Genomic DNA, 18,565 nt, shown 5'->3' on the forward strand with positions numbered 1-18,565 from the left:
TTTTCGGCATGCTGGATTTCACGATCGAACCCGACTTCCAGGCGAAGCTGGACTGGGCGGCGGCCTTCGTCCGTACGGAGGTCGAGCCGCTCGACCTGCTCTTCCCGCACGGCGGCGACCCGTACGACACCCGCAACGAGAAGGCCCGCGCGATCCTGCGGCCGCTGCAGGACCAGGTCCGCGAACAGGGCCTGTGGGCCTGCCACTTGGGCCCCGAACTGGACGGGCCGGGCTACGGCCAGGTGAAGCTCGCGCTGCTCAACGAGATCCTCGGCCGCTCCTACTGGGCCCCGACCGTCTTCGGCACGGCCGCCCCGGACACCGGGAACGCGGAGATCCTCGCCATGTTCGGCACGGCCGAGCAGAAGGCCCGGTACCTCCAGCCGCTCCTCGACGGCGAGATCGTCTCCACGTTCTCGATGACCGAGCCGCAGGCGGGCGCCGACCCCAAGGAGTTCGTCTGCCGTGCGTGGCGGGACGGCGACGAGTGGGTGATCGACGGGGAGAAGTGGTTCTCCTCCAACGCCCGTTACGCGGCCTTCCTGATCGTCATGGCCGTCACGGACCCGGACGCGCCCCCGCACAAACGCATGTCGATGTTCATCGTCCCGTCCGAGACGCCCGGCATCGAGATCAAGCGCAACGTCGGCACGATGGACGAGCGGGAGAACCTCGACGAGGGCATCCACGCCTACATCCGCTACCACCAGGTCCGCGTCCCGCTGGATGCCATGCTCGGCGGCCCCGGCGAGGGCTTCAAGGTGGCGCAGGCGCGCCTCGGCGGCGGCCGGGTGCACCACGCCATGCGGACGGTCGGCAAGTGCACCCGCGCCTTCGACATGATGTGCGAGCGCGCGCTGTCCCGCCGGACTCAGGGCACCCTGCTGGCGGACAAGCAGGCGGTGCAGCAGTTCATCGCGGACTCCTGGGTGGAGTTGCAGCAGTTCCGGCTGCTGGTGCTGCACACCGCGTGGATCATCGACACGCAGCCGCACGGGGCGGCCCGTACCCAGATCGCGATGTGCAAGGTGCAGACGGCGAAGGTACTGCACGACATCATCCAGCGGGCGGTCCATGTGCACGGCTCGCTCGGCACCACGGGCGAACTCCCGCTCGCCAAATGGTGGATGGCCGCACCGAACCTCGCCCTCGCCGACGGCCCGACCGAGGTGCACCGCACCACGATCGCGAAGCAGCTGCTGAAGAACTACCGCCCGGCGGAGGGCCTGTTCCCGAGCGAACACATCCCACCGAAGCTGGAGGCCGCGCGGAAGCGGTACGCGCACATCATCAACGACGATGCGCTGTCCGGCCGGGTGGACGCATGAGCGGTGAGCGCGACGCCAAGTCCATCGCTCCGGCCGACCTGTTCGACCTGTCCGGGAAGGTCGCGCTCGTCACGGGCGGGAGCCGGGGGCTGGGCCGGGAGATGGTGCGGGCGTTCGCCACGGCGGGCGCGGACGTGGTGATCGCCAGCCGCAAGCTGGACGCGTGCGAGACGGCGGCGGCGGAGGTACGTGACCTGGGCCGCCGCGCGCTGCCGGTGGCGGCCCATGTGGGCCACTGGGACGACCTGTCCCGCCTCGCGGACGCGGCCTACGAGGAGTTCGGCAAGGTCGACGTCCTCGTCAACAACGCCGGCATGTCCCCGCTGGCCCCCTCCTCGGCGGAGACCAGCGAGGAACTCTTCGACAAGGTCATCGCGGTCAACTTCAAGGGCCCGTTCCGTCTGGCGTCACTGATCGGCCAACGGATGGCGGAGGGAGACGGCGGCTCGATCATCAACGTGTCGTCCTCCGGCGCCCTGTTCCCCCAACCCCGCTTCGGCCCCTACGCCGGCGCCAAGGCGGCCCTGAACACCCTGACCACCGTCTTCGCCCTGGAGTACGGCCCGAAGGTACGGGTGAACACCATCTCGGCGGGCCCGTTCCTGACGGACATCTCCAAGGCATGGACGGAGGAGAAACGACAGACCACACGGAGCGCGGTGGGCAGACCAGGGCGCCCCGAGGAGATCATCAGCACGGCGCTGTATCTGGCGAGCGATGCGTCGAGCTACACGACGGGTTCGCTGATCAGAGTCGACGGTGGCCTGTACTGAGCAGTTCCGTCGCCTCTTCCAACAGCACCGGCAATGCGGGGAGCATGCGCCGGTGCATGTCGGTCAACTGGCCCGCCTTGCGGCCCCGTTTGATCAGGAGGGCCGTTGCCGCGGCCTCCTTGTACTTCGTCAGCGCCTCGAACCAGTCCAGGTCCGGCAGCGCCGAGCCGCGCACCTCCTGGTACGTGTCGATCAGTTCCGCCTTGCCCGGCATTCCCGTCGGCTCGTCCGACACGGATGCCGGGTGGCGGGCCTCGTCCGTGAAGAAGGTCAGCCAGGTGATGTCGACGCGAGGGTCGCCGAGGGACCAGATCTCCCAGTCGATGACCGCGTTGACCGAGACCCCGTCGCAGAGCGTGTTGCCGAGGCGGTAGTCGCCGTGCGTGAACACCGGCATCAGCGCCCCGGGTCGAGTCGCCCGCAGCCGCGCCTCGACCTTCTCGCAGCCGGCCCGCAGATCCTCGGGGACGGTCGTGAAGGCCCGGGCCCAGCGGTCGATCTCGGCGCCGGGAGTGACGACCGGCTCCACCGCGAGCGGCGTCCGCTTGGGATCCGCCCGGTGCAGCCGCGCCAGCATCCGCGCCGCGTCGAGGGCCCGCGCCCGCACCTGCCCGGCCGGCACCCGCCCCCGCGGCACGAGCACCGGCTCCACGCACTCCCCCGCCACCAACTCCATGGCCATGAACGGCTGTCGGACGGGCGGCTCCCCCTCGTCCAGGAACAGCACCTTCGGCACCCGCACCCCGGGCACACCCGCCAGCACCTGCATCAGCCGCGCCTGCCGCAGCACGTCCCGGTTGCGGACGGGGGGCAGGCCGGGTGGCGCCACCTTGAGGACCACACGCTCGTACGGCGCCGGGACGCCCGCCAGCCGCGCCACGTACGTAAGACTCGACGTGCCGCCGGTGAGCGGCTCGACCGACACCACGGTGGCCCCCGGGACCCAGCCGCGCACCGCGATGGCCGTCCGCTCGGTCAACTCCACGATCGGATCGGCGCTGTTGGCGACGATGCTCATGTCCTCACCCCTGTCGGCCGACGGCCTGGCGGCGTTCGGCGGTCAGCGCTTCGACGACGTCCCGGCGCACGAGCTTCCCGGTGGGCGTGCGCGGCAGTTCGGGCCAGCACGCGATCCGCTCCGGCGTCCTGGAGCCGCGCAGCGTGCCGCGCACCTGCGCGCGCAGGTCGTCCGCGTCGACCGCCACGCCCTCCCGCAGCACGACCACGGCCTCGATCCGCTGGCCCCACTCCTCGTCCGGCACGCCGACGACGACCGCGTCGAGCACGTCCGGATGCCGCAGGAGCACGTCCTCGATCTCGGCGGGCGCGATGTTCTCCGCGCCGCGGATGATCGTGTCGTCGGCCCTGCCCTCGATGTGGAGATAGCCGTCGGCGTCGACGTGCCCCTGGTCGCGGGTGTGGAAGAAGCCCCGCTCGTCGACCACGGGCCCGCCGCCGGCGTACTCCCCCGAGACCTGCTCGCCCCGCACCCAGATCTGCCCGCTCACACCGGCCGCGACGACCGCGCCGACCGGGTCGCGCACCTCCAGCTCGATGCCCGGCACCGCCAGCCCCGCCGAACCGAGCCGGGCCCGCACCACGGGATCGTCGCTCGCCACGGCAGTCCGATGCTCCTCCGGTCCGAGCACGGTGATGGTGGACGAAGTCTCGGTGAGTCCATAGGCGTTGACGAAGTCCACGTGCGGCCACTCGCGGAGCGCGGCCTCGATGACCCGTACCGGCATCCGGGCCCCGCCGTACGCGAGCGTGCGCAGAGTCGGCACCGAGCGGTCCAGCCCGTCCGTGTCCATGATCCGGGCGAGCATCGTCGGCACGACCATCGCGTTGGTGATCCGCTCCTGCCGTACGAGGCCGAGCCAGCCGTCCGGGGTGAACTGCTCCAGCGTCAGGGCCCGGCGGCCCGCGTACAGGTTCGTCAGCACATTGGAGACGGCCGCGATGTGGTACGGCGGCACACTCACCAGCGCCGCCTCGTCCGGGTCGGCGGCCGCGAACTCCACCGTGCCGAGCACGTACGACACGAGGTTGCGGTGACGCAGGACCACGCCCTTGGGCGCGGAGGTCGTCCCGCTGGTGTAGATGAGGGCGGCGGGCGCGTCGGTCTGCACGGGTTCGTCGTCGACGGGGTGTCCGGTGTTCTCGGCGGCCTGGGCCAGCCATTCCGACGGGCTGCACACCGGCAGTCCGGCCCGGCGCAGCGCCCCGGCGTGCTCGGCGTCGGCGATGCCCAGCGCGCGGGGGTGGTTGGCCAGCAGCGCGTCCAACTGTGCCTCACCCAGGCGGTAGTTGACCGGGACCAGGGGTACGCCGGCGCGGGCCGCGGCGAACAGGGCGACCGGGAGGGCCGGGCCGTTCACCGCGAGGTACAGGATCGCGTCGGCCGCGGACGCCCGCGCCAAGTGCGCGCCGCCCGCGGCCAGTTCGCGCAGTCGCCGGGCGGACAGCCCCTCGTCCATGCGCGCGGAGACCTTGAGCTCGGCGTCCCCTACGCCCTTGCGTCCGACGACGATCCGGTCGCCGAAGCCCTCGGCGGCCATGTCCAACAGCATGCCTATGTTCACGGGCCGCCCGCCCCTCAGTCCGAGGCCGGGAGCGGCTTGGCGCTCTTCACCGGCAGCGGGACGCCGTTCACCGCCAGCGTGCCGGGGCCGGGCTTCGTGCAGAGGAGCTCGACGCCGAGGTCCTCGTCGGCGTACCGCTTGCCGAGCAGCGCGCCGCCCATCAGGCCGGGGTCGGGGGTGCCGGTGGCTCCGGGCCCGCCTCCGTTCCCCTCGGCCATGGCGGCTCCGCCGCAGGTGATCTCCAGGTCCTCGTCCGGGCACCGCACGACGATCACCGCCGTCGTGTCGACCGTACTGGCGAGCATCTGCCCCACGCGTGGCCTCATCGCAGTGTCCTCCGCGGCTCTCGTGGTACCGAGTCAGTGGCACCGAGTAACCAGAGAAAAGTATACTACTTTCCTCGATCGCGTCGAGAACGGAGCTGCCGGATGAAACTCGAGACCGTGCTGTACGAGGTCGTGGACCACGTCGCCACGATCACCCTGAACCGGCCCGAGGTCATGAACGGCTTCAACCAGCTGATGCTGGAGGAGTTCTCGACCCTCTGGGACACCGTCAAGGCCGACGACGACGTGCGGGTCGTCGTGCTGCGCGGGGCGGGTGACCGGGCCTTCTGCACAGGGATGGACGTGAAGGAGGGGATCGACCGGCACCCCAACGTCTGGTCGCAGACCGACCCCGGGGAGTTCCTCTCGCCGAAGCTCAACCAGGTGTGGAAACCGCTGGTCTGCGCGGTGCACGGGATGGCCGCCGGCGGCGCGTTCTACTGGCTCAACGAGTCCGACATCCTGATCTGCTCGGAGGAGGCCACCTTCTTCGACCCGCACGTCAGTTACGGGCTGACGGCCGCCCTCGAACCCATCGGCCTGGCCCGGCGGATCCCGCTCGGCGAGACACTGCGCATCGCCCTGCTCGGCCTCGACGAGCGCGTCTCCGCCGCGCGCGCCCTGCAGATCGGCCTGGTCAGCGAGGTGCTGCCGCGCGAGCGGCTGTGGGAGCGGGCCGACGAGCTCGCCCGCATCATCGCCGCCAAGCCGCCCGCCGCGATCCAGGGCACGGTCCGCGCGATCTGGGAGTCCCTCGACTCGACCCGCACCCAGGCGCTGCGCACCGGGCTGTCGTACACCCAGATCGGCAACCCGATCGGAAAGGCCGAGGTGGACCGCTCGGCGGTGCCCCGCGGGCGGTGGACCCTGCGTTGAGGCGACCGTCGAACCTCTCCCCACCCCACATAAATAAGTGTACTGTTTTGCGGGATTCGACTTCTGGGTGACCATCGGGAGGCTCTCATGCGGTTCGGCATGCCCTGGCCCGGCCGGGACGTCGGGCGGGAGGCCGAGCAGGCCGGCGTCGGCGCCTTCTGCGCCGGGGAGTTCGCCGACCACGACTCCTATCTGACGCTGGCCGACATCGTGGCGAACACCGAGCACGCCCTGGCGGGGCCCGCCATCGCGTACGCCTTCGCCCGTACGCCCTATGCGCACGCGACAGCCCTGCGCCACCTCCACGCCCAGGCGCCGGGCCGGCTCTTCCTCGGCCTGGGCAGCGCGGCCTTCCGGATCAACCGGGACTGGCTCGGCGTACCCGCGGAACGGCCCGTGGCCCGGATCGCCGAGACCGTCGGTGCCGTACGGGCCTGGCTGCACGCGGAGAACGGCGACCGCGTCCGCTACACCGGCGAGTACTACGCCCTCGACGCCGACGTCCGTGCTCCGGTGCTCGGACGGCTGGACATCCCGATCCTGCTGGCCGGGTTCAACACGCGCATGGCCGCCACGGCGGGCCGGGTCGCCGACGGGGTCATCGGACATGGGCTGTTCACGGACTCCTGGTGGAACGAGGTCGTGCGACCCGGGGTCGAGCGAGGTGCGGGCGAGCGCGAGAGGGGGGCCGCCCGGCCGCTCGAACACGGCTGGATCATCACGGCCGTCGACGACTCCGCGCCGGAGCGGGCCATCGCCGACGCCCGCCGGATGATCGCCTTCTACCTCACGGTGAAGACGTACGACCCCTTCGTCGCCCACCACTGCTGGGAGGAGCCGGTGGCTCGGCTGCGCGCGGCGTTCAGGGCCGGCGACACGAATGCCATGGGCCGGGCCGTCACCGACGAGATGCTCACCGCGATCGCCGTCTGCGGCACGACCGCGGACGCGAAGGACGCCCTCGCGCGCAGAGCGGGCTCGCTCCCGCGCGACGTCGGCTACTTCGCACCCCCGAGCTTCATGGTGAGCCCCAGGCGCCGGGCCGCCTACGCCCGGGCCGCCCTCGCGCTGATCGGCGCCGTACCGACGCATTCGGACTGAACCGAGCCGGCTCGACGAACCGGCCCCGGAGCGGTGTGCGCTCCGGGGCCGGTCGTCGTTCCAGAGGCCGATGCGAACCCGTCAGACCCCTTCGGAGACCGGGGCCAGCTTCTTGCTCGTGTCGAAGCCGACGACCTTGGCGAGCGTTCCGCCCAGGATGGCCGCGCGGTCCTCGTCGGAGACGGACGCGTCGATGTTCTCGGCGACGCACTCCTCGCTGCTGCGGAAGGTGCCCTCGGCATGGGGGTAGTCGTTGCCCCACATGATCGTGGACAGGCCGGTGATGTGCCGGGCCTGGACCGCGATCGGGTCGTCCGCGAACTGAATGTGGATCTGGCGCCGGATGTACTCGCTGGGCTTGAGCGGGTAGGGCCACTTGTCGTTGACCAGGAACAGGCGCCCCATGGCGGGCTGGTCCTTGGGCCCGCGACTGTCGTCCCAGAACCCGAGCCACCAGTCGGCGTCCTGGCCGGTGCCGGTCCGCCAGGCCTTGTCGATGTAGCCCATGAACGACACCAGCCAGCCGGCGCCGTACTCGATCAGGTTGAAGTGCAGGTCCGGGAAGCGCTCGCAGACGCCGCCGCCCACGAGCTGGGCGACGATGCGGCGCGGGCCGCCGTCCCCGCCGCCGCCGGCCAGGAGCCGGCCCGAGACCATGTCGTCGGTCAGCTGGCCCTTGCCCATGTTGACGGCCGTCATCATGCCGCGGACCGTGACGGCCGTCTCGGACACGGCCTCCTTGACCTGCACCCCGCCGGTGGCGACATGGATGAACACCGGCATCCCGTGCGCCTGCGCGGCGGCCCACACCGGGTCGTACTCGCGCGAGTAGTACGGCAGGGGCGGGATCTCCGGCAGCAGGATCGCGCCGAGCCCCATACGGGAGCAGCGCTCGATCTCGGCGACCGCCTCGGGGACGTCGGTGAGCGGGATCGCCGCCGTCGGCCGCAGCCGGTCCTTGTACGGGAGGAAGCGCTCGGCGATGTAGTCGTTCCACACCCGCGCGTGGGCCATCGACAGTTCGTGGTCGTCGGTGAAGAGCACGAACAGCGACAGGTTGGGGAACATGACGGAGGCGTCGACGCCGTCGAGGTTCATGTCCCGGATGATGTGCTCGGGCTCGCCGTCCGGGGTCTCGCCCCCGAACTGCCGGTACTTGGAGATGGTCCAGCCGTCGAACCCGATGGTGTGCAGCTTCTTGAACTCGGTGTGACCGCCCTCGACGATCGGCTCGTCGAGGGTGAACTCCTCTTCCCACAGCGCTCGCTCGCGCAGGGCCTTCGGCAGTCGGTCCCTGAAGAGATCGGCCGGCTCGATGATGTGCGAATCGCCGGACACGACAAATTCCTTGAACACAGGTGGTACCTCTTTCGAACCTCGTCGTCCGTGACAGAACCCCAACCCGCAGTTGAGCCCGAAGTTAGCTGTACCGACCGGTCGAGTCAATAATTACGCATACGGAATAGCGGGTTGCTTTGCTACAGGAAGCTGACAGATCCCTGACCTCACACTGACCCGCGCATCACCCTTCTCCAGCAGCAGCAATTCAGTACACTTAAATTGACGCATCGGCTGGTGATCAGGAGACGGCACATGGCGACGGCGTACTCGTTCTCCGCGCGGCTCTACATCGACGGGCGCCGGACCGACGGCCGGGCGGACACCCCGGTCCTCGTCCGCAACCCCGCGACCGAGGAGACGATCGCCGAGGTCCCGGGCTCGTCGGCGGCGGACGTACGGCAGGCCGTCGAGGCGGCCCGGCGCGCCTTCGACGAGGGACCGTGGCCTCGGATGCGGCCCGCCGAGCGGGCGGCCGTGCTGCTGCGCATGGCCGAGGAGATGGAGCGCAGGCTGCCCGAGCTGGTGGCCGTGAACATGGCCGAGGCGGGCTCGGTCCGGGCACTGGCCGAGTCGCTGCAGACGCGGGTTCCGGTGGCCCATCTGCGGGACATGGCCGAGCGGGTGATGCCCCGCTTCGACTGGGAGCGGCCGATGGATCCGACGATCACGCCGGGCATGGGCATCACCCAGGGAGTGCTGCGTCGTGAGGCGTTCGGGGTGTGCGCGCTGATATCGGCGTACAACTTCCCCTTCTTCCTCAGCATGATGAAGGTGATCCCGGCCCTCGCGGCGGGCTGCACCGCCGTGCTCAAGCCCGCGCCCACGACTCCCCTGGAGTCCCTGCTGATCGGCGGCTTCGCGGACGCGGCCGGGCTGCCGCCGGGAGTGCTCAACATCGTGACCGGTGACGTGGAGGCGGGGCGTGAGCTGACCACCCACCCCATGGTGGACCTCGTCAGTTTCACCGGGTCGGACACGGTCGGGCGCATGGTCTACGCGCAGGCCGCGGCCTCTCTGAAGAAGGTCGTCCTGGAACTCGGCGGCAAGTCCGTCAACATCGTCCGTGCCGACGGCGACCTCGACGGCGCGGTGCGCGCGGCGCTCATGGGCATCACCGCCCATGCGGGACAGGGCTGTTCGCTGCTCACCCGCACGATCGTCCACGAGTCCGCGCACGACGAGTTCGTCTCCCGGCTGACCGCGGCCCTCGCGAAGGTGAAGGTCGGCGATCCGGCCGACCCGGCAACCACCATGGGTCCGCTGATCAGCGAGGCGCAGCGGGACAAGGTCGAGAAGCTGATCCGCGTCGGCGAGGAGGAGGGAGCCCGGCTCGTCTGCGGCGGCCGCAGGCCTCCCGGTCTCGACCGCGGCTACTTCGTCGAACCCACGCTCTTCACCGGCGTCGACAACTCCATGACCATCGCGCGCACGGAGTTCTTCGGCCCGGTCGGTGTCGTCATCCCCTTCGCCGACGACGAGGAGGCGGTGCGGATCGCGAACGACAGCCCGTACGGCCTCGCCGGCGCCGTGTGGAGCGCCGACACCGTGGCCGCGTACGAGATGGCGTCCCGTGTCCGGACCGGCGCGGTCGCCGTCAACGCGAGCAGCGCCGGAGTGATCCCCCGGGCCGCGTTCGGCGGCTACAAGCAGAGCGGACTCGGCCGGGAGTGGGGCGAGTTCGGGCTCGACGAGTACCTGCAGACGAAGACGGTGAGCTGGACCGCGCGCTGAGCGGCCGGGCGGGCGGCACGCGGGTCGGCGTGCCGCCCCTCGGTGCTTACTTGATGCTGACCTTCACGCCCGGTATCTGCTCACCGCAGGCCGGTGCGCCCGCCGGGTCCGGCACGAACTTCTCGCCCTTCAGGAGCGATACGAAGGTGCAGTCGCCGGGGCCGCCGACCGAATAGGTCCCCTTGTTCGCGAAGTCGGCGGGCTTCGGGAAGAGTCCGCCGGCGGTCCAGCTCTTGTCGGTGCGCAGCGCGTCCATCAGCTGGTCCTGGCTCGCGGTGCAGCCCGCCTTCTCCAGGCCGTGCAGCAGCAGGTCGGCGCTGATCCAGCCGACCGCCTGGGAGAAGGAGGGGATGCCGGAGGCGGACTTGGCGTACTTCTTGAGCGCCGCGGACCAGGCCTCGGTCGCCTTGGTGTCCGTCTCGACGGGCGCGTACGAGGTCATGAAGCCGACGCCCTGCGCGACCTTCAGCGTCGGCGGGGACTTGAGGAGGTCGGCGCCGTAACCGGTGGCCAGCAGGATCGACTTCATCTTGACGCCCGCCCGGCGCAGGCCGGTGGCGAGCGCGAAGCCCGTCTCCGGGATGACGGGCGCGTAGAGCACGTCGGCGCCGGACTTCTTGATGCCGAGGACGATCGGACCGACGTCGCTGCTGCCGAAGGGGATGCGCTCGTTGACGTAACCCCTTGTCAGGCCTGCGTGTTCGGCGGAGACCGCGGCTCCCTCGGCGGCCTTGGCGGAGCTCGGGGTGTTGTAGGCGACGACGGCGACCTTGGTGCCGCCGAGCTTCTTCCAGTACGCGCCGAGCGTGGTCGCGGCGCGGTCGTAGTCGGTGCCGGACATCGCCGGGAAGAGGTTGTGGTACTTCGGGTCGAACCACTGCTCGCCGCCGTCGAAGGCGCCGCCGAGGAACGGGGTGCCGGACGCCTGGCTGCCGGCGTACTGCCCGGCGCCGTAGAAGTAGGTGCTCACCGGCAGCACGGCGTACACGTGCTTCTGCTGCACCAGGCGCTGGGCCGCGGTGAGCGCGCCCTGGGGTGTGGACTGGTCGTCGCCCATCTCCACGTCGAAGCCGCGCGCGGCGCACTTGCCGCCCGCCGCCTTGTAGGCCGCGAGCCGCGCCTTCACCCCGCTCTCCGTGTCGGCGTAGTGCGCGGCGGCCGCTCCGCTCAGCGAGGTCAGCACACCCACCTTGACCGGCCCGCTCGTGTCCGCGCCGGTCGATCCGCCCTTGCCGCAGGCCGCGAGCACCAGCAGGGCGGCGCTGGTCCAGGTTGCGATGGCACCGACTCTTCTCATGTGCTCTCCTCCGTCCCCGGCCCGTCGAGCGACGGTTCCGACAGGTGGTCCGCGAGGCACAGTGGAGCATATTAAGTATCCTTTGTCACCGCTTCGCGCGGCGAAATGCCCTCTGAGGGTTGACGTGACCCCCTTATGAGCGCACTTTAATCGGTACCCGCTGCTCTTCCGAGCACGACCTTCCAGGAGGCCGTCGTTGCTCTCCTACGTCATCGCCGGCCTCGCCCTCGGGGCCGTCTACGCCATCGCCGCGGCCTCACTGGTCGTCACCCATGTCTCGTCGGGCGTCTTCAACTTCGCCTTCGGCGCCATGGCGTTCGCCGTCGCCCGCTTCTACTACTTCCTGTACGTCGAGCAGGGCTGGCCGCTTCCGCTCGCCGCCGTCGTCGCGATCGGCCTGTTCGGGCCGGGGCTCGGCGTGCTGCTGTACGCGGTGCTGTTCCGGCATCTGCGGCTGCGCTCGCCGCTGGTGAAGATCGTCGCCACGATCGGTCTGTCGGTGGCGCTGCCGCCCCTGGTGAACCTGGTGCTCGGGCAGCTGGTGAACGTCACCGCGCCGGGCCTCGCGCCCCAACCGGTCGCGGTGTACCGGCCGTTCGGCGCGGTGGTCGACATGAACCAGCTGATCACGTACGCCGGTCTCGCCGCGGTCCTGGTCGTCGGCACCGTGCTGCTGCGGTACACCGACACCGGCCTCAAGGTCCGTGCCCTGGTGGACTCCGAGGCCCTGACCGCGATGTCGGGCGTCAGTCCCGGGCGCGTGTCGGTCGGGGTGTGGGCGTTCAGCGCGCTGCTGGCCGGGCTTGCCGGGGTCCTGGTCGCGCCCACCGCCGGGCTGTCGGTGGACGGGATGACCTTCCTGATGGCGGCCGCCTTCGCGGCCGTGGTGGCGGCCCGGCTGCGCAGTCTGCCGACGGCCGTCGGCGTGGCCCTGGCCATGGGTGTCGTCACCAGTGTGATCCAGCGCTACCTCGATCCGCAGAGCGCGCTCGCCGCACAGATCGTGCCGAGCGTGCCCTTCCTGTTCATGCTGGTCTTCCTTCTCGCCCACGCGCTGCGCGGCAGGGCGGGCGACGCTCCGACGGGGACCGTGCTGGACCGCGCGGTCCGCACGGAGAGCACGGGCGCCCCCACCGCCGCCACCTCGACGGGTTTCGCCGCCCCGCTGCTGACGCTCGCCGTCGTGGCCTGTCTCCCCCTGGTCCTCGACGACTTCTGGACGGGGCTGACGGCCACGGGCATCGCGATGGCGACGGCTCTGCTGTCCTGCACGCTGGTCACCGGCGAAGGCGGCATGATCTGGCTGTGCCAGATCACCTTCGCGGGATTCGGCGCCCTGCTCGCCGCCGACCTGACCACGAACTCCGGCTGGCCGCCGCTGGCGGCGGTCCTCGTCGCCGCGCTGTGCGTGGTCCCGGTCGGCGTGGTGCTCGGCCTGCTGACGATCCGCCTGGGCAACCTGTACGTCGCGCTGGTGACCCTCACCTTCGGGCTCCTCGCGCAGAACCTGGTCTTCATGCGGGACCGCTTCTACAACTCGGGCCAGGGCATCTTCATGCCGCGCCCCGAATGGGCCCTGGACAACCGGACGTTCGCGCTGCTCGCGCTCGCGGTCTTCGCCGTGCTCGGCCTGTTCGTGGTCAACCTGCGGCGCTCGACGGCGGGCCTCGCGGTGACGGCGGTCCGGTGGAGCGAGACCGGCTCCCGCACGCTGGGTCTCGGCATCGTGCCGGTCAAGGTCCTGGTCTCCGCCGTCGCCACCTTCGTCGCCGCGGTCGGCGGCGGCCTCCTCGCCCTCGCCTACCAGTCGGCGCTGCCCGACTCCTTCAACCCGTTCACCGGACTGGTGTGGCTGGCCGTCCTGGTCACCGTCGGCGCGCGGCCGGTGGTCGGGGCGCTGGTCGCCGGGGTGGCGTTCGCCGTGCTGCCCAGCGTGTTCCAGACGTATCTGCCGACGCGGTGGGCCGAGGTCCCGGTCATCATGTTCGGCTTCGGCGCGGTCATGCTCGCCCACAACCCCGAGGGCGTCATCGCGATGCACGCCCGGCAACTGGGTCAGCTGAGCCGGTGGCGGCAGGGCCGGCGAGCGGTCGCCGAGGAGCCTTCGACGCCTCAGGGAGAACTCGTATGAGCGGAGCATCCGTTACGACACCTGCGCGCATCGAGGCCCGGGGCGTCACCGTCCGCTTCGGTGGGCTGGTGGCGCTGAGCGAGGTCGATCTGGCGGTGCCGCCTGCTTCGGTCGTCGGCCTCGTGGGGCCCAACGGGGCGGGCAAGAGCACGCTGTTCGCCGTACTCTCCGGGCTGCTCGCGCCGACTGCCGGCTCGGTTCTGATGGACGGTCACGACGTCACCCGTTCCAGCGCGCAGGCCCGGGCCAGACGCGGGCTCGCGCGCACCTTCCAGCATCCGGAGCTGTTCCCGGGGCTGACCGTCCGCGAGCACGTGGTGCTGGCGTACCGGCTGCGGCACACCCGGCACCGGATCTGGACGGACCTCGTCACCGGGGGCGGCTTCCGGCGGGCGCCCGACGACGAGGACCGGCGGGCCGACGCGCTGCTCGCGGCGCTCGGGCTGACGGCGCAGGCCGAACGGCCGGTGTCCGGGCTGCCGTTGGGCACGAGCCGGCTGCTGGAGATCGCCCGGGCGCTCGCCGTCGACCCTGGTGTGCTGCTCCTCGACGAGCCGTCGTCGGGGCTCGACGCGCGCGAGACGGACGAGCTGGCCGCGACGCTCTCCCGGGTCGTGGCCGACCACGGGGTGTCGCTGCTGCTGGTCGAACACGACGTCGAACTCGTGCTGGGGATGAGCGACGTGGTCCACGTCATCGACTTCGGCGTCAAGATCAGCGAGGGCTCGCCCGCCGAGGTGCGCCGGGACCCTGCCGTACGCGCGGCCTACCTGGGCGCGGGCCACGGCGAGGAAAGGACGTCCGCATGACCGTCACCACCCCTCCCCTGCTCGCCGTCCGCGACCTGACCGTCCGCTACGGGACGGCCCAAGCGCTGCGGGACATCACCTTCGACCTGCCGCCCAACAGCGCCCTCGCCGTGCTGGGGCCGAACGGCGCCGGCAAGAGCACGCTGGCCAGGGCCCTTTCGGGACTGGTGCCGGCCGCCGCCGGTTCCTTTACGCTCGACGGCCGCGAGCTCACCGGACTGGCGCCTGACGCGATCCGGCGGGCCGGGCTGGTCCATCTCCCCGAGGGCCGCGGGGTGTTCCCCACGCTGACCGTCCTGGAGAACCTGCGGATGGCCACGGCCTGCGACCGGCGCGGCAGGCAGGCGGCCCTCGACCGGGCCTTCGCGATCTTCCCGGTGCTCGGGGAGCGGCAGCGGCAGGCGGCGGGGACGCTGTCGGGCGGCGAGCAGCAGATGCTGTCCCTCGCCCGGGCGCTGATGGTGGACCCGAGGCTGGTGATCGCCGACGAGCTGTCGCTGGGGCTCGCGCCGAAGATGGTCGACGTGGTCTTCGAGAGCCTGCGCCGGGCCCGGGCCGCGGGCGTGGCGGTCGTCATGATCGAGCAGTTCGCGAGCCGGGCACTCGACTTCGCGGACCACTGCCTGGTCCTGCGGCGGGGGCGGATCGCGTGGGCGGGCGAGGCGCGGCTGGCCGGACCGGAATTGCTGCGCCGCTATCTCGGGGAGGCCACGGCTGCCTGAGCACGGACGCCCTGCCCCGGCAACTCCGGCGTCGGCGAGCGCCGTTCGGGAGACGGGCGCCGCGCCACCACCCCGCCCCTCGGCCCGCGCCGTCCCGGGTCAGAGCGCCGTGCTCGCACCCCGGCCATCGGCCCGGCGCCGTTCGGAGTCAGGGCGCCGTGCTCGCGCCCCGGCCATCGGCCCGGCGCCGTTCGGAGTCAGGGCGCCGTGCTCGCGCCCTGGCCCTCAACTCCGGCTCGCGGCACCGCCGTTCACACCGACAGCACCATCGCCGACCCCATGCCGCCGCCCCCGCACATGGCCGCGACCGCGGTGCCGCCGCCCCGGCGGCGCAGTTCGTGCGCCAGGGTCACGACCATGCGGGTGCCGGTGGTCGCGATGGGGTGGCCGAGGCTGCAGCCGCTGCCGAAGGGGTTGACCCGCTCGGGGTCGAGGCCCAGCTCGCGGGTGGTGGCGACGGCGACCGCGGCGAAGGCCTCGTTGACCTCGAACAGGTCGACGTCGTCGATGCCGAGCCCGGCCCGGTCGAGGGCCTTGCAGATCGCGGCGATCGGCGCGAGCCCCGTCTCCACGGGGTCCACCCCAACGCTCGCCCAGGAGCGGATGGTCGCGATGGGCGTGAGTCCGTGCGCGGCGGCCAGGTCGGACCCGGCGACGACGACCGCCGCCGCCCCGTCGTTGACGCCGCTGGAGTTGCCGGCCGTGATGGAGAACCCCTCGATCTCGGGGTGCAGCACCTTCAGCGCGCCCAGCTTCTCCGCGCTGGTGTCGCGGCGCGGATGCTCGTCGGTGTCGAAGACCGAGGTCGCTCCGTCCCGGCCGGTGACCTTGACCGGCACGATCTCGTCGGTGAACCGGCCCTCGTCGACGGCCCGTACGGCCCGCTCGTGCGAACGCAGCGCCCAGCCGTCCATCTCCTCGCGGGTGAGGCCGGCGAGCCTTGCGGTGTTCCAGCCGACCAGGACCGCCATGTCGTCGTTCGGCGCCCCGGGCCTCGGGACATGGGTCGGCGCCATCCAGGGGTCCAGCCAGTCGTCGGTGCCCGGAATCCGCCGACGTGCCACCGGTGCCGTGGACGAGGAGTGCGTGCCGCCCGCGATGACCGCCCGGTCCATCCCGGCCCGCACGCTCGCGGCCGCGGTGGCCACGCTCGCGAGCCCCGAGGCGCAGTGCCGGTTGTGCGCCAGGCCGGGGACGTGGGTCAGCCCCGCCTCCAGCGCCGCGTACCGGGCGATGTCGCCGCCACCGGCGAGGGATTCGCCGAGCACCACGTCGTCGATCGTCTCGGGCGGCAGCCCGCTGCGCTGCGCGGCCTCGCGGACGACGACGGTGGCGAGTTCGAAGGCGTCGGTGTCCCGCAGGGTTCCCCGGCGGGCGGTCCCGATCGCGGTGCGGCACGCGGAGAGAAGAACGGCATCAACCATGTAATTCAGAGTACTTAAATGAGTGGGCGGCCGATAGGTGGTCTCGCATATCGCGCCAACACCTCGACCTTGGAGATAAAAGAGGATACCTTGCTGGGGTGAACTTCGAGCTCAGCGAGGAGCAGGACATGCTGCGCGAGGCCTCGCGCGACCTGCTGTCGGACCGGGCCCCGATCGAGCACGTACGGGCGTGGGCGGACCGTGACGAGGACGTCGATCCCGAGGTGTGGCGGCTGACCGCCGACCTCGGCTGGCCCGGACTGGGGCTGCCCGAGGAGTACGGCGGCGCGGGACAGGGCCTGGTGGAACTCGCCCTCGTCGCCGAGGAGATCGGACGGGCGCTCGGGCGGGGCCCGTTCGCGCCCACCGGGATCGTCGGCCGGGCGCTGGCCGCCGCGGGCTCGCCAGAGCTGCGGGCCGAGGTGCTGCCCGGGCTGGCCGCCGGATCGGAGTGGGCCGCCTGGGCCTTCGCCGAACCGCACGCCCCGTGGTCGCTCGACGGCATCCGTGCCACGGCCAGGACCGACGGAGACGCGATCGTCCTCGACGGGGTCAAGACGGCGGTGCAGGACGCCGGCGGCGCCCGCCGGCTGCTGGTCACCGCACTTCACGACGGGGTCCCGGCGTCGTTCCTCGTCGACCGGACGGCCCCCGGGGTCACCGTCCGCAGGCAGCAGGCCCTGGACCTGACCCGCTCGTTCCACGAGGTCCGTTTCAAAGGCGTACGGATCCCGCGCACGCGTCGCCTGGGCGGCGGGCCCGCGGAGATCCAGCGGTGCCTCGACGAGGCCTCGGTACTGCGGTGCGCCGACGCGCTCGGGGTGATGGAGCGCATGCTGGAGCTCACCGTCGAACACACCACGTCTCGCGTGCAGTTCGGGCGGCCCATCGGCACGTTCCAGGCCGTCAAGCACGCGTGCGCGGACATGGCGCTGTTGGTGCATGGCGCCCGGGCCGCCACCGCGTATGCCGCGATGGCCGTCGACGCGGACGCGGACGACGCCGAGCGCGCCGTCTGTGCCGCGGCCTCGTACGTCGCGTCCGGGGCCCCCGAAGTCGCCGCCCGCGCACTCCAGTTGCACGGCGGCATCGGCTTCACCTGGGAGCACGACCTCCACCTCCACCTGCGCCGCGCCCGGACCGACAGCGTGCTGCACGGCGACGCGGCGGTGCACCGCGACCGGCTGTGCGGGCTGCTGCGCGGGGCTTCCGCGAAGGCGTGAGGGCTCGCGGCGGCTGACGCGGGCGCCTCCGCGAGTGCCCGAGCCGCCAGTGGGAGCGCAAGCGCCGCCATGGGACTGCCGGCCCGACGTCGGCGAGCGAACCGACCCGAGCGAACGATCCGAAAGGTTGCCGATGGAGATCAAGGGCAAGAAGGCCGTGGTGTTCGGCGGCGCCTCCGGCATGGGCCGGGCCACCGCCGAGCTGCTCGCGGCCCGCGGCGCCGACGTCGCCGTACTCGATCGTCCGGCGTCGGCGGGAGCCGAGGTCGCCGCCGCGTTCGGGGGGAGCTTCCATCCCGTCGACGTGACGGAGTTCGAGGCGACCGAGAGCGCGCTGGCCGAGGCCGTGGACGCGCTAGGCGGACTGCACGTGTCGGTCACCACGGCGGGCGGGGGCACCGTACGCCGCACGCTCGGCAAGGACGGCCCGCACGACCTGGAGACCTTCCGCCGGGTGCTCGACCTCAACGCCGTGGCGACCTTCAACATCAGCCGTCTCGCCGCCGCCCACATGAGCCGCAACGAACCCGAGGAACCCGACGGTGAACGCGGTGTCATCGTCAACACGTCCTCGATCGCCGCGTTCGAGGGACAGATCGGCCAGGTCGCCTACTCGGCGGCCAAGGCGGCCATCGCCGGGATGAGCCTGACCATGGCCCGCGACCTCGGCTCGCTCGGCATCCGCGTGGTCGCCATCGCGCCGAGCCTGTTCGAGACGGGCGCCACCGAGAAGATCCCCGCAGAGACGCGCGCCGCGCTGGTGAAGGACGCGGCGTTCCCGCGGCGGCTCGGCCGGCCCGAGGAGTACGCCAGGCTCGCCCTGGCCGTCGTCGACAACCCGATGCTGAACGGACAGTGCCTGCGGCTGGACGCCGGCCAGCGGTTCGGACCCAGGTGAGGT

At 71.6% G+C, this 18,565-nt stretch carries 16 protein-coding genes; 10 read left to right on the forward strand and 6 right to left on the reverse strand.

The genetic code is table 11. The features are described 5' to 3' along the window. The first annotated feature begins 8 nt into the window (after positions 1–8). Together ABZ848_RS09855 and ABZ848_RS09860 are read left to right on the forward strand one after the other, a co-directional pair. Entirely contained in the window at positions 9–1,328 is a 1,320-nt protein-coding gene (locus ABZ848_RS09855; RefSeq protein WP_360828111.1) for an acyl-CoA dehydrogenase family protein, read from the forward strand. After that, positions 1,325–2,101, forward strand: coding sequence for an SDR family oxidoreductase (locus ABZ848_RS09860; protein ID WP_360828114.1), 777 nt, complete (start codon positions 1,325–1,327; stop codon positions 2,099–2,101). The genes ABZ848_RS09855 and ABZ848_RS09860 overlap by 4 nt, the downstream gene beginning before the upstream one ends. Here the strand turns inward: ABZ848_RS09860 and ABZ848_RS09865 are convergent. The 3 genes from ABZ848_RS09865 to ABZ848_RS09875 are packed head-to-tail and all read right to left on the reverse strand — an operon-like array spanning position 2,076 to position 5,009. After that, positions 2,076–3,119, reverse strand: a complete 1,044-nt coding sequence (locus tag ABZ848_RS09865) for a phosphotransferase family protein (protein ID WP_360828117.1) — start codon at positions 3,117–3,119, stop codon at positions 2,076–2,078. The genes ABZ848_RS09860 and ABZ848_RS09865 overlap by 26 nt on opposite strands. A gap of 4 nt (positions 3,120–3,123) precedes the next feature. Continuing rightward, complete coding sequence (locus tag ABZ848_RS09870) at positions 3,124–4,683, reverse strand: long-chain fatty acid--CoA ligase (protein ID WP_360828120.1); 1,560 nt, start codon at positions 4,681–4,683, stop codon at positions 3,124–3,126. A 14-nt stretch (positions 4,684–4,697) separates the two neighbouring features. Continuing rightward, on the reverse strand, positions 4,698–5,009 hold the full coding sequence (locus ABZ848_RS09875; RefSeq protein ID WP_360828123.1) for a hypothetical protein: 312 nt from the start codon (positions 5,007–5,009) through the stop codon (positions 4,698–4,700). A gap of 102 nt (positions 5,010–5,111) precedes the next feature. Here ABZ848_RS09875 and ABZ848_RS09880 point away from each other — a divergent pair, with 102 nt between their 5' ends. Continuing rightward, positions 5,112–5,885 (forward strand): enoyl-CoA hydratase/isomerase family protein, encoded by a 774-nt coding sequence (locus ABZ848_RS09880; protein ID WP_360828125.1) that lies wholly within the window; start codon positions 5,112–5,114, stop codon positions 5,883–5,885. Positions 5,886–5,972: 87 nt separating this feature from the next. After that, positions 5,973–6,986, forward strand: coding sequence for an LLM class flavin-dependent oxidoreductase (locus tag ABZ848_RS09885; RefSeq protein WP_360828128.1), 1,014 nt, complete (start codon positions 5,973–5,975; stop codon positions 6,984–6,986). Positions 6,987–7,067: 81 nt separating this feature from the next. Here the strand turns inward: ABZ848_RS09885 and ABZ848_RS09890 are convergent, their stop codons facing one another. Beyond that, the gene (locus tag ABZ848_RS09890; RefSeq protein WP_360828131.1) at positions 7,068–8,324 is read right to left on the reverse strand and encodes an amidohydrolase family protein; all 1,257 of its coding nucleotides are present in this window, start codon (positions 8,322–8,324) and stop codon (positions 7,068–7,070) included. Between the two features lie 255 nt (positions 8,325–8,579). Here ABZ848_RS09890 and ABZ848_RS09895 point away from each other — a divergent pair, with 255 nt between their 5' ends. Then, entirely contained in the window at positions 8,580–10,058 is a 1,479-nt protein-coding gene (locus ABZ848_RS09895; RefSeq protein WP_360828134.1) for an aldehyde dehydrogenase family protein, read from the forward strand. A gap of 46 nt (positions 10,059–10,104) precedes the next feature. Here ABZ848_RS09895 and ABZ848_RS09900 read toward each other — a convergent pair whose 3' ends face one another. Further along, positions 10,105–11,355: an ABC transporter substrate-binding protein gene (locus tag ABZ848_RS09900; RefSeq protein WP_360828137.1), complete on the reverse strand. Its 1,251-nt coding sequence runs from the start codon at positions 11,353–11,355 to the stop codon at positions 10,105–10,107. 196 nt (positions 11,356–11,551) lie between these two features. Here ABZ848_RS09900 and ABZ848_RS09905 point away from each other — a divergent pair, with 196 nt between their 5' ends. Genes ABZ848_RS09905 through ABZ848_RS09915 form a run of 3 tightly spaced genes read left to right on the forward strand, consistent with a single transcriptional unit; the run spans position 11,552 to position 15,017 of the window. Continuing rightward, on the forward strand, positions 11,552–13,486 hold the full coding sequence (locus ABZ848_RS09905; protein ID WP_360828140.1) for an ABC transporter permease: 1,935 nt from the start codon (positions 11,552–11,554) through the stop codon (positions 13,484–13,486). Continuing rightward, positions 13,483–14,295, forward strand: coding sequence for an ABC transporter ATP-binding protein (locus ABZ848_RS09910; RefSeq protein ID WP_360828143.1), 813 nt, complete (start codon positions 13,483–13,485; stop codon positions 14,293–14,295). Before ABZ848_RS09905 ends, ABZ848_RS09910 begins: the two co-directional genes overlap by 4 nt. Next, the gene (locus ABZ848_RS09915) at positions 14,292–15,017 is read left to right on the forward strand and encodes an ABC transporter ATP-binding protein (protein WP_360828145.1); all 726 of its coding nucleotides are present in this window, start codon (positions 14,292–14,294) and stop codon (positions 15,015–15,017) included. The genes ABZ848_RS09910 and ABZ848_RS09915 overlap by 4 nt, the downstream gene beginning before the upstream one ends. Before the next feature lie 251 nt (positions 15,018–15,268). Here ABZ848_RS09915 and ABZ848_RS09920 read toward each other — a convergent pair whose 3' ends face one another. Further along, positions 15,269–16,441 carry a thiolase family protein gene (locus ABZ848_RS09920; RefSeq protein WP_360828148.1) on the reverse strand — a complete coding sequence of 391 codons (1,173 nt, stop codon included), beginning with the start codon at positions 16,439–16,441 and terminating at the stop codon, positions 15,269–15,271. A 98-nt stretch (positions 16,442–16,539) separates the two neighbouring features. Here ABZ848_RS09920 and ABZ848_RS09925 point away from each other — a divergent pair, with 98 nt between their 5' ends. Together ABZ848_RS09925 and ABZ848_RS09930 are read left to right on the forward strand one after the other, a co-directional pair. Beyond that, positions 16,540–17,664: an acyl-CoA dehydrogenase family protein gene (locus ABZ848_RS09925; RefSeq protein ID WP_360828151.1), complete on the forward strand. Its 1,125-nt coding sequence runs from the start codon at positions 16,540–16,542 to the stop codon at positions 17,662–17,664. Between the two features lie 133 nt (positions 17,665–17,797). Continuing rightward, a complete protein-coding gene (locus ABZ848_RS09930; protein ID WP_360828154.1) occupies positions 17,798–18,562 on the forward strand; it encodes an SDR family NAD(P)-dependent oxidoreductase in 765 nt (254 codons plus the stop codon). Positions 18,563–18,565: the final 3 nt, after the last annotated feature.

Origin of the sequence: Streptomyces sp. NPDC047081, assembly GCF_040643775.1 — a bacterium.
GTDB lineage: Bacteria > Actinomycetota > Actinomycetes > Streptomycetales > Streptomycetaceae > Streptomyces.

Coding starts and splice junctions, on each gene's coding strand:
- ABZ848_RS09855 (WP_360828111.1), top strand. CDS start 9: ATGCTGGATTTCACGATCGAACCCGACTTCCAGGCGAAGCTGGACTGG.
- ABZ848_RS09860 (WP_360828114.1), top strand. CDS start 1,325: ATGAGCGGTGAGCGCGACGCCAAGTCCATCGCTCCGGCCGACCTGTTC.
- ABZ848_RS09865 (WP_360828117.1), bottom strand. CDS start 3,119: ATGAGCATCGTCGCCAACAGCGCCGATCCGATCGTGGAGTTGACCGAG.
- ABZ848_RS09875 (WP_360828123.1), bottom strand. CDS start 5,009: ATGAGGCCACGCGTGGGGCAGATGCTCGCCAGTACGGTCGACACGACG.
- ABZ848_RS09880 (WP_360828125.1), top strand. CDS start 5,112: ATGAAACTCGAGACCGTGCTGTACGAGGTCGTGGACCACGTCGCCACG.
- ABZ848_RS09885 (WP_360828128.1), top strand. CDS start 5,973: ATGCGGTTCGGCATGCCCTGGCCCGGCCGGGACGTCGGGCGGGAGGCC.
- ABZ848_RS09895 (WP_360828134.1), top strand. CDS start 8,580: ATGGCGACGGCGTACTCGTTCTCCGCGCGGCTCTACATCGACGGGCGC.
- ABZ848_RS09900 (WP_360828137.1), bottom strand. CDS start 11,355: ATGAGAAGAGTCGGTGCCATCGCAACCTGGACCAGCGCCGCCCTGCTG.
- ABZ848_RS09910 (WP_360828143.1), top strand. CDS start 13,483: ATGAGCGGAGCATCCGTTACGACACCTGCGCGCATCGAGGCCCGGGGC.
- ABZ848_RS09915 (WP_360828145.1), top strand. CDS start 14,292: ATGACCGTCACCACCCCTCCCCTGCTCGCCGTCCGCGACCTGACCGTC.
- ABZ848_RS09920 (WP_360828148.1), bottom strand. CDS start 16,441: ATGGTTGATGCCGTTCTTCTCTCCGCGTGCCGCACCGCGATCGGGACC.
- ABZ848_RS09930 (WP_360828154.1), top strand. CDS start 17,798: ATGGAGATCAAGGGCAAGAAGGCCGTGGTGTTCGGCGGCGCCTCCGGC.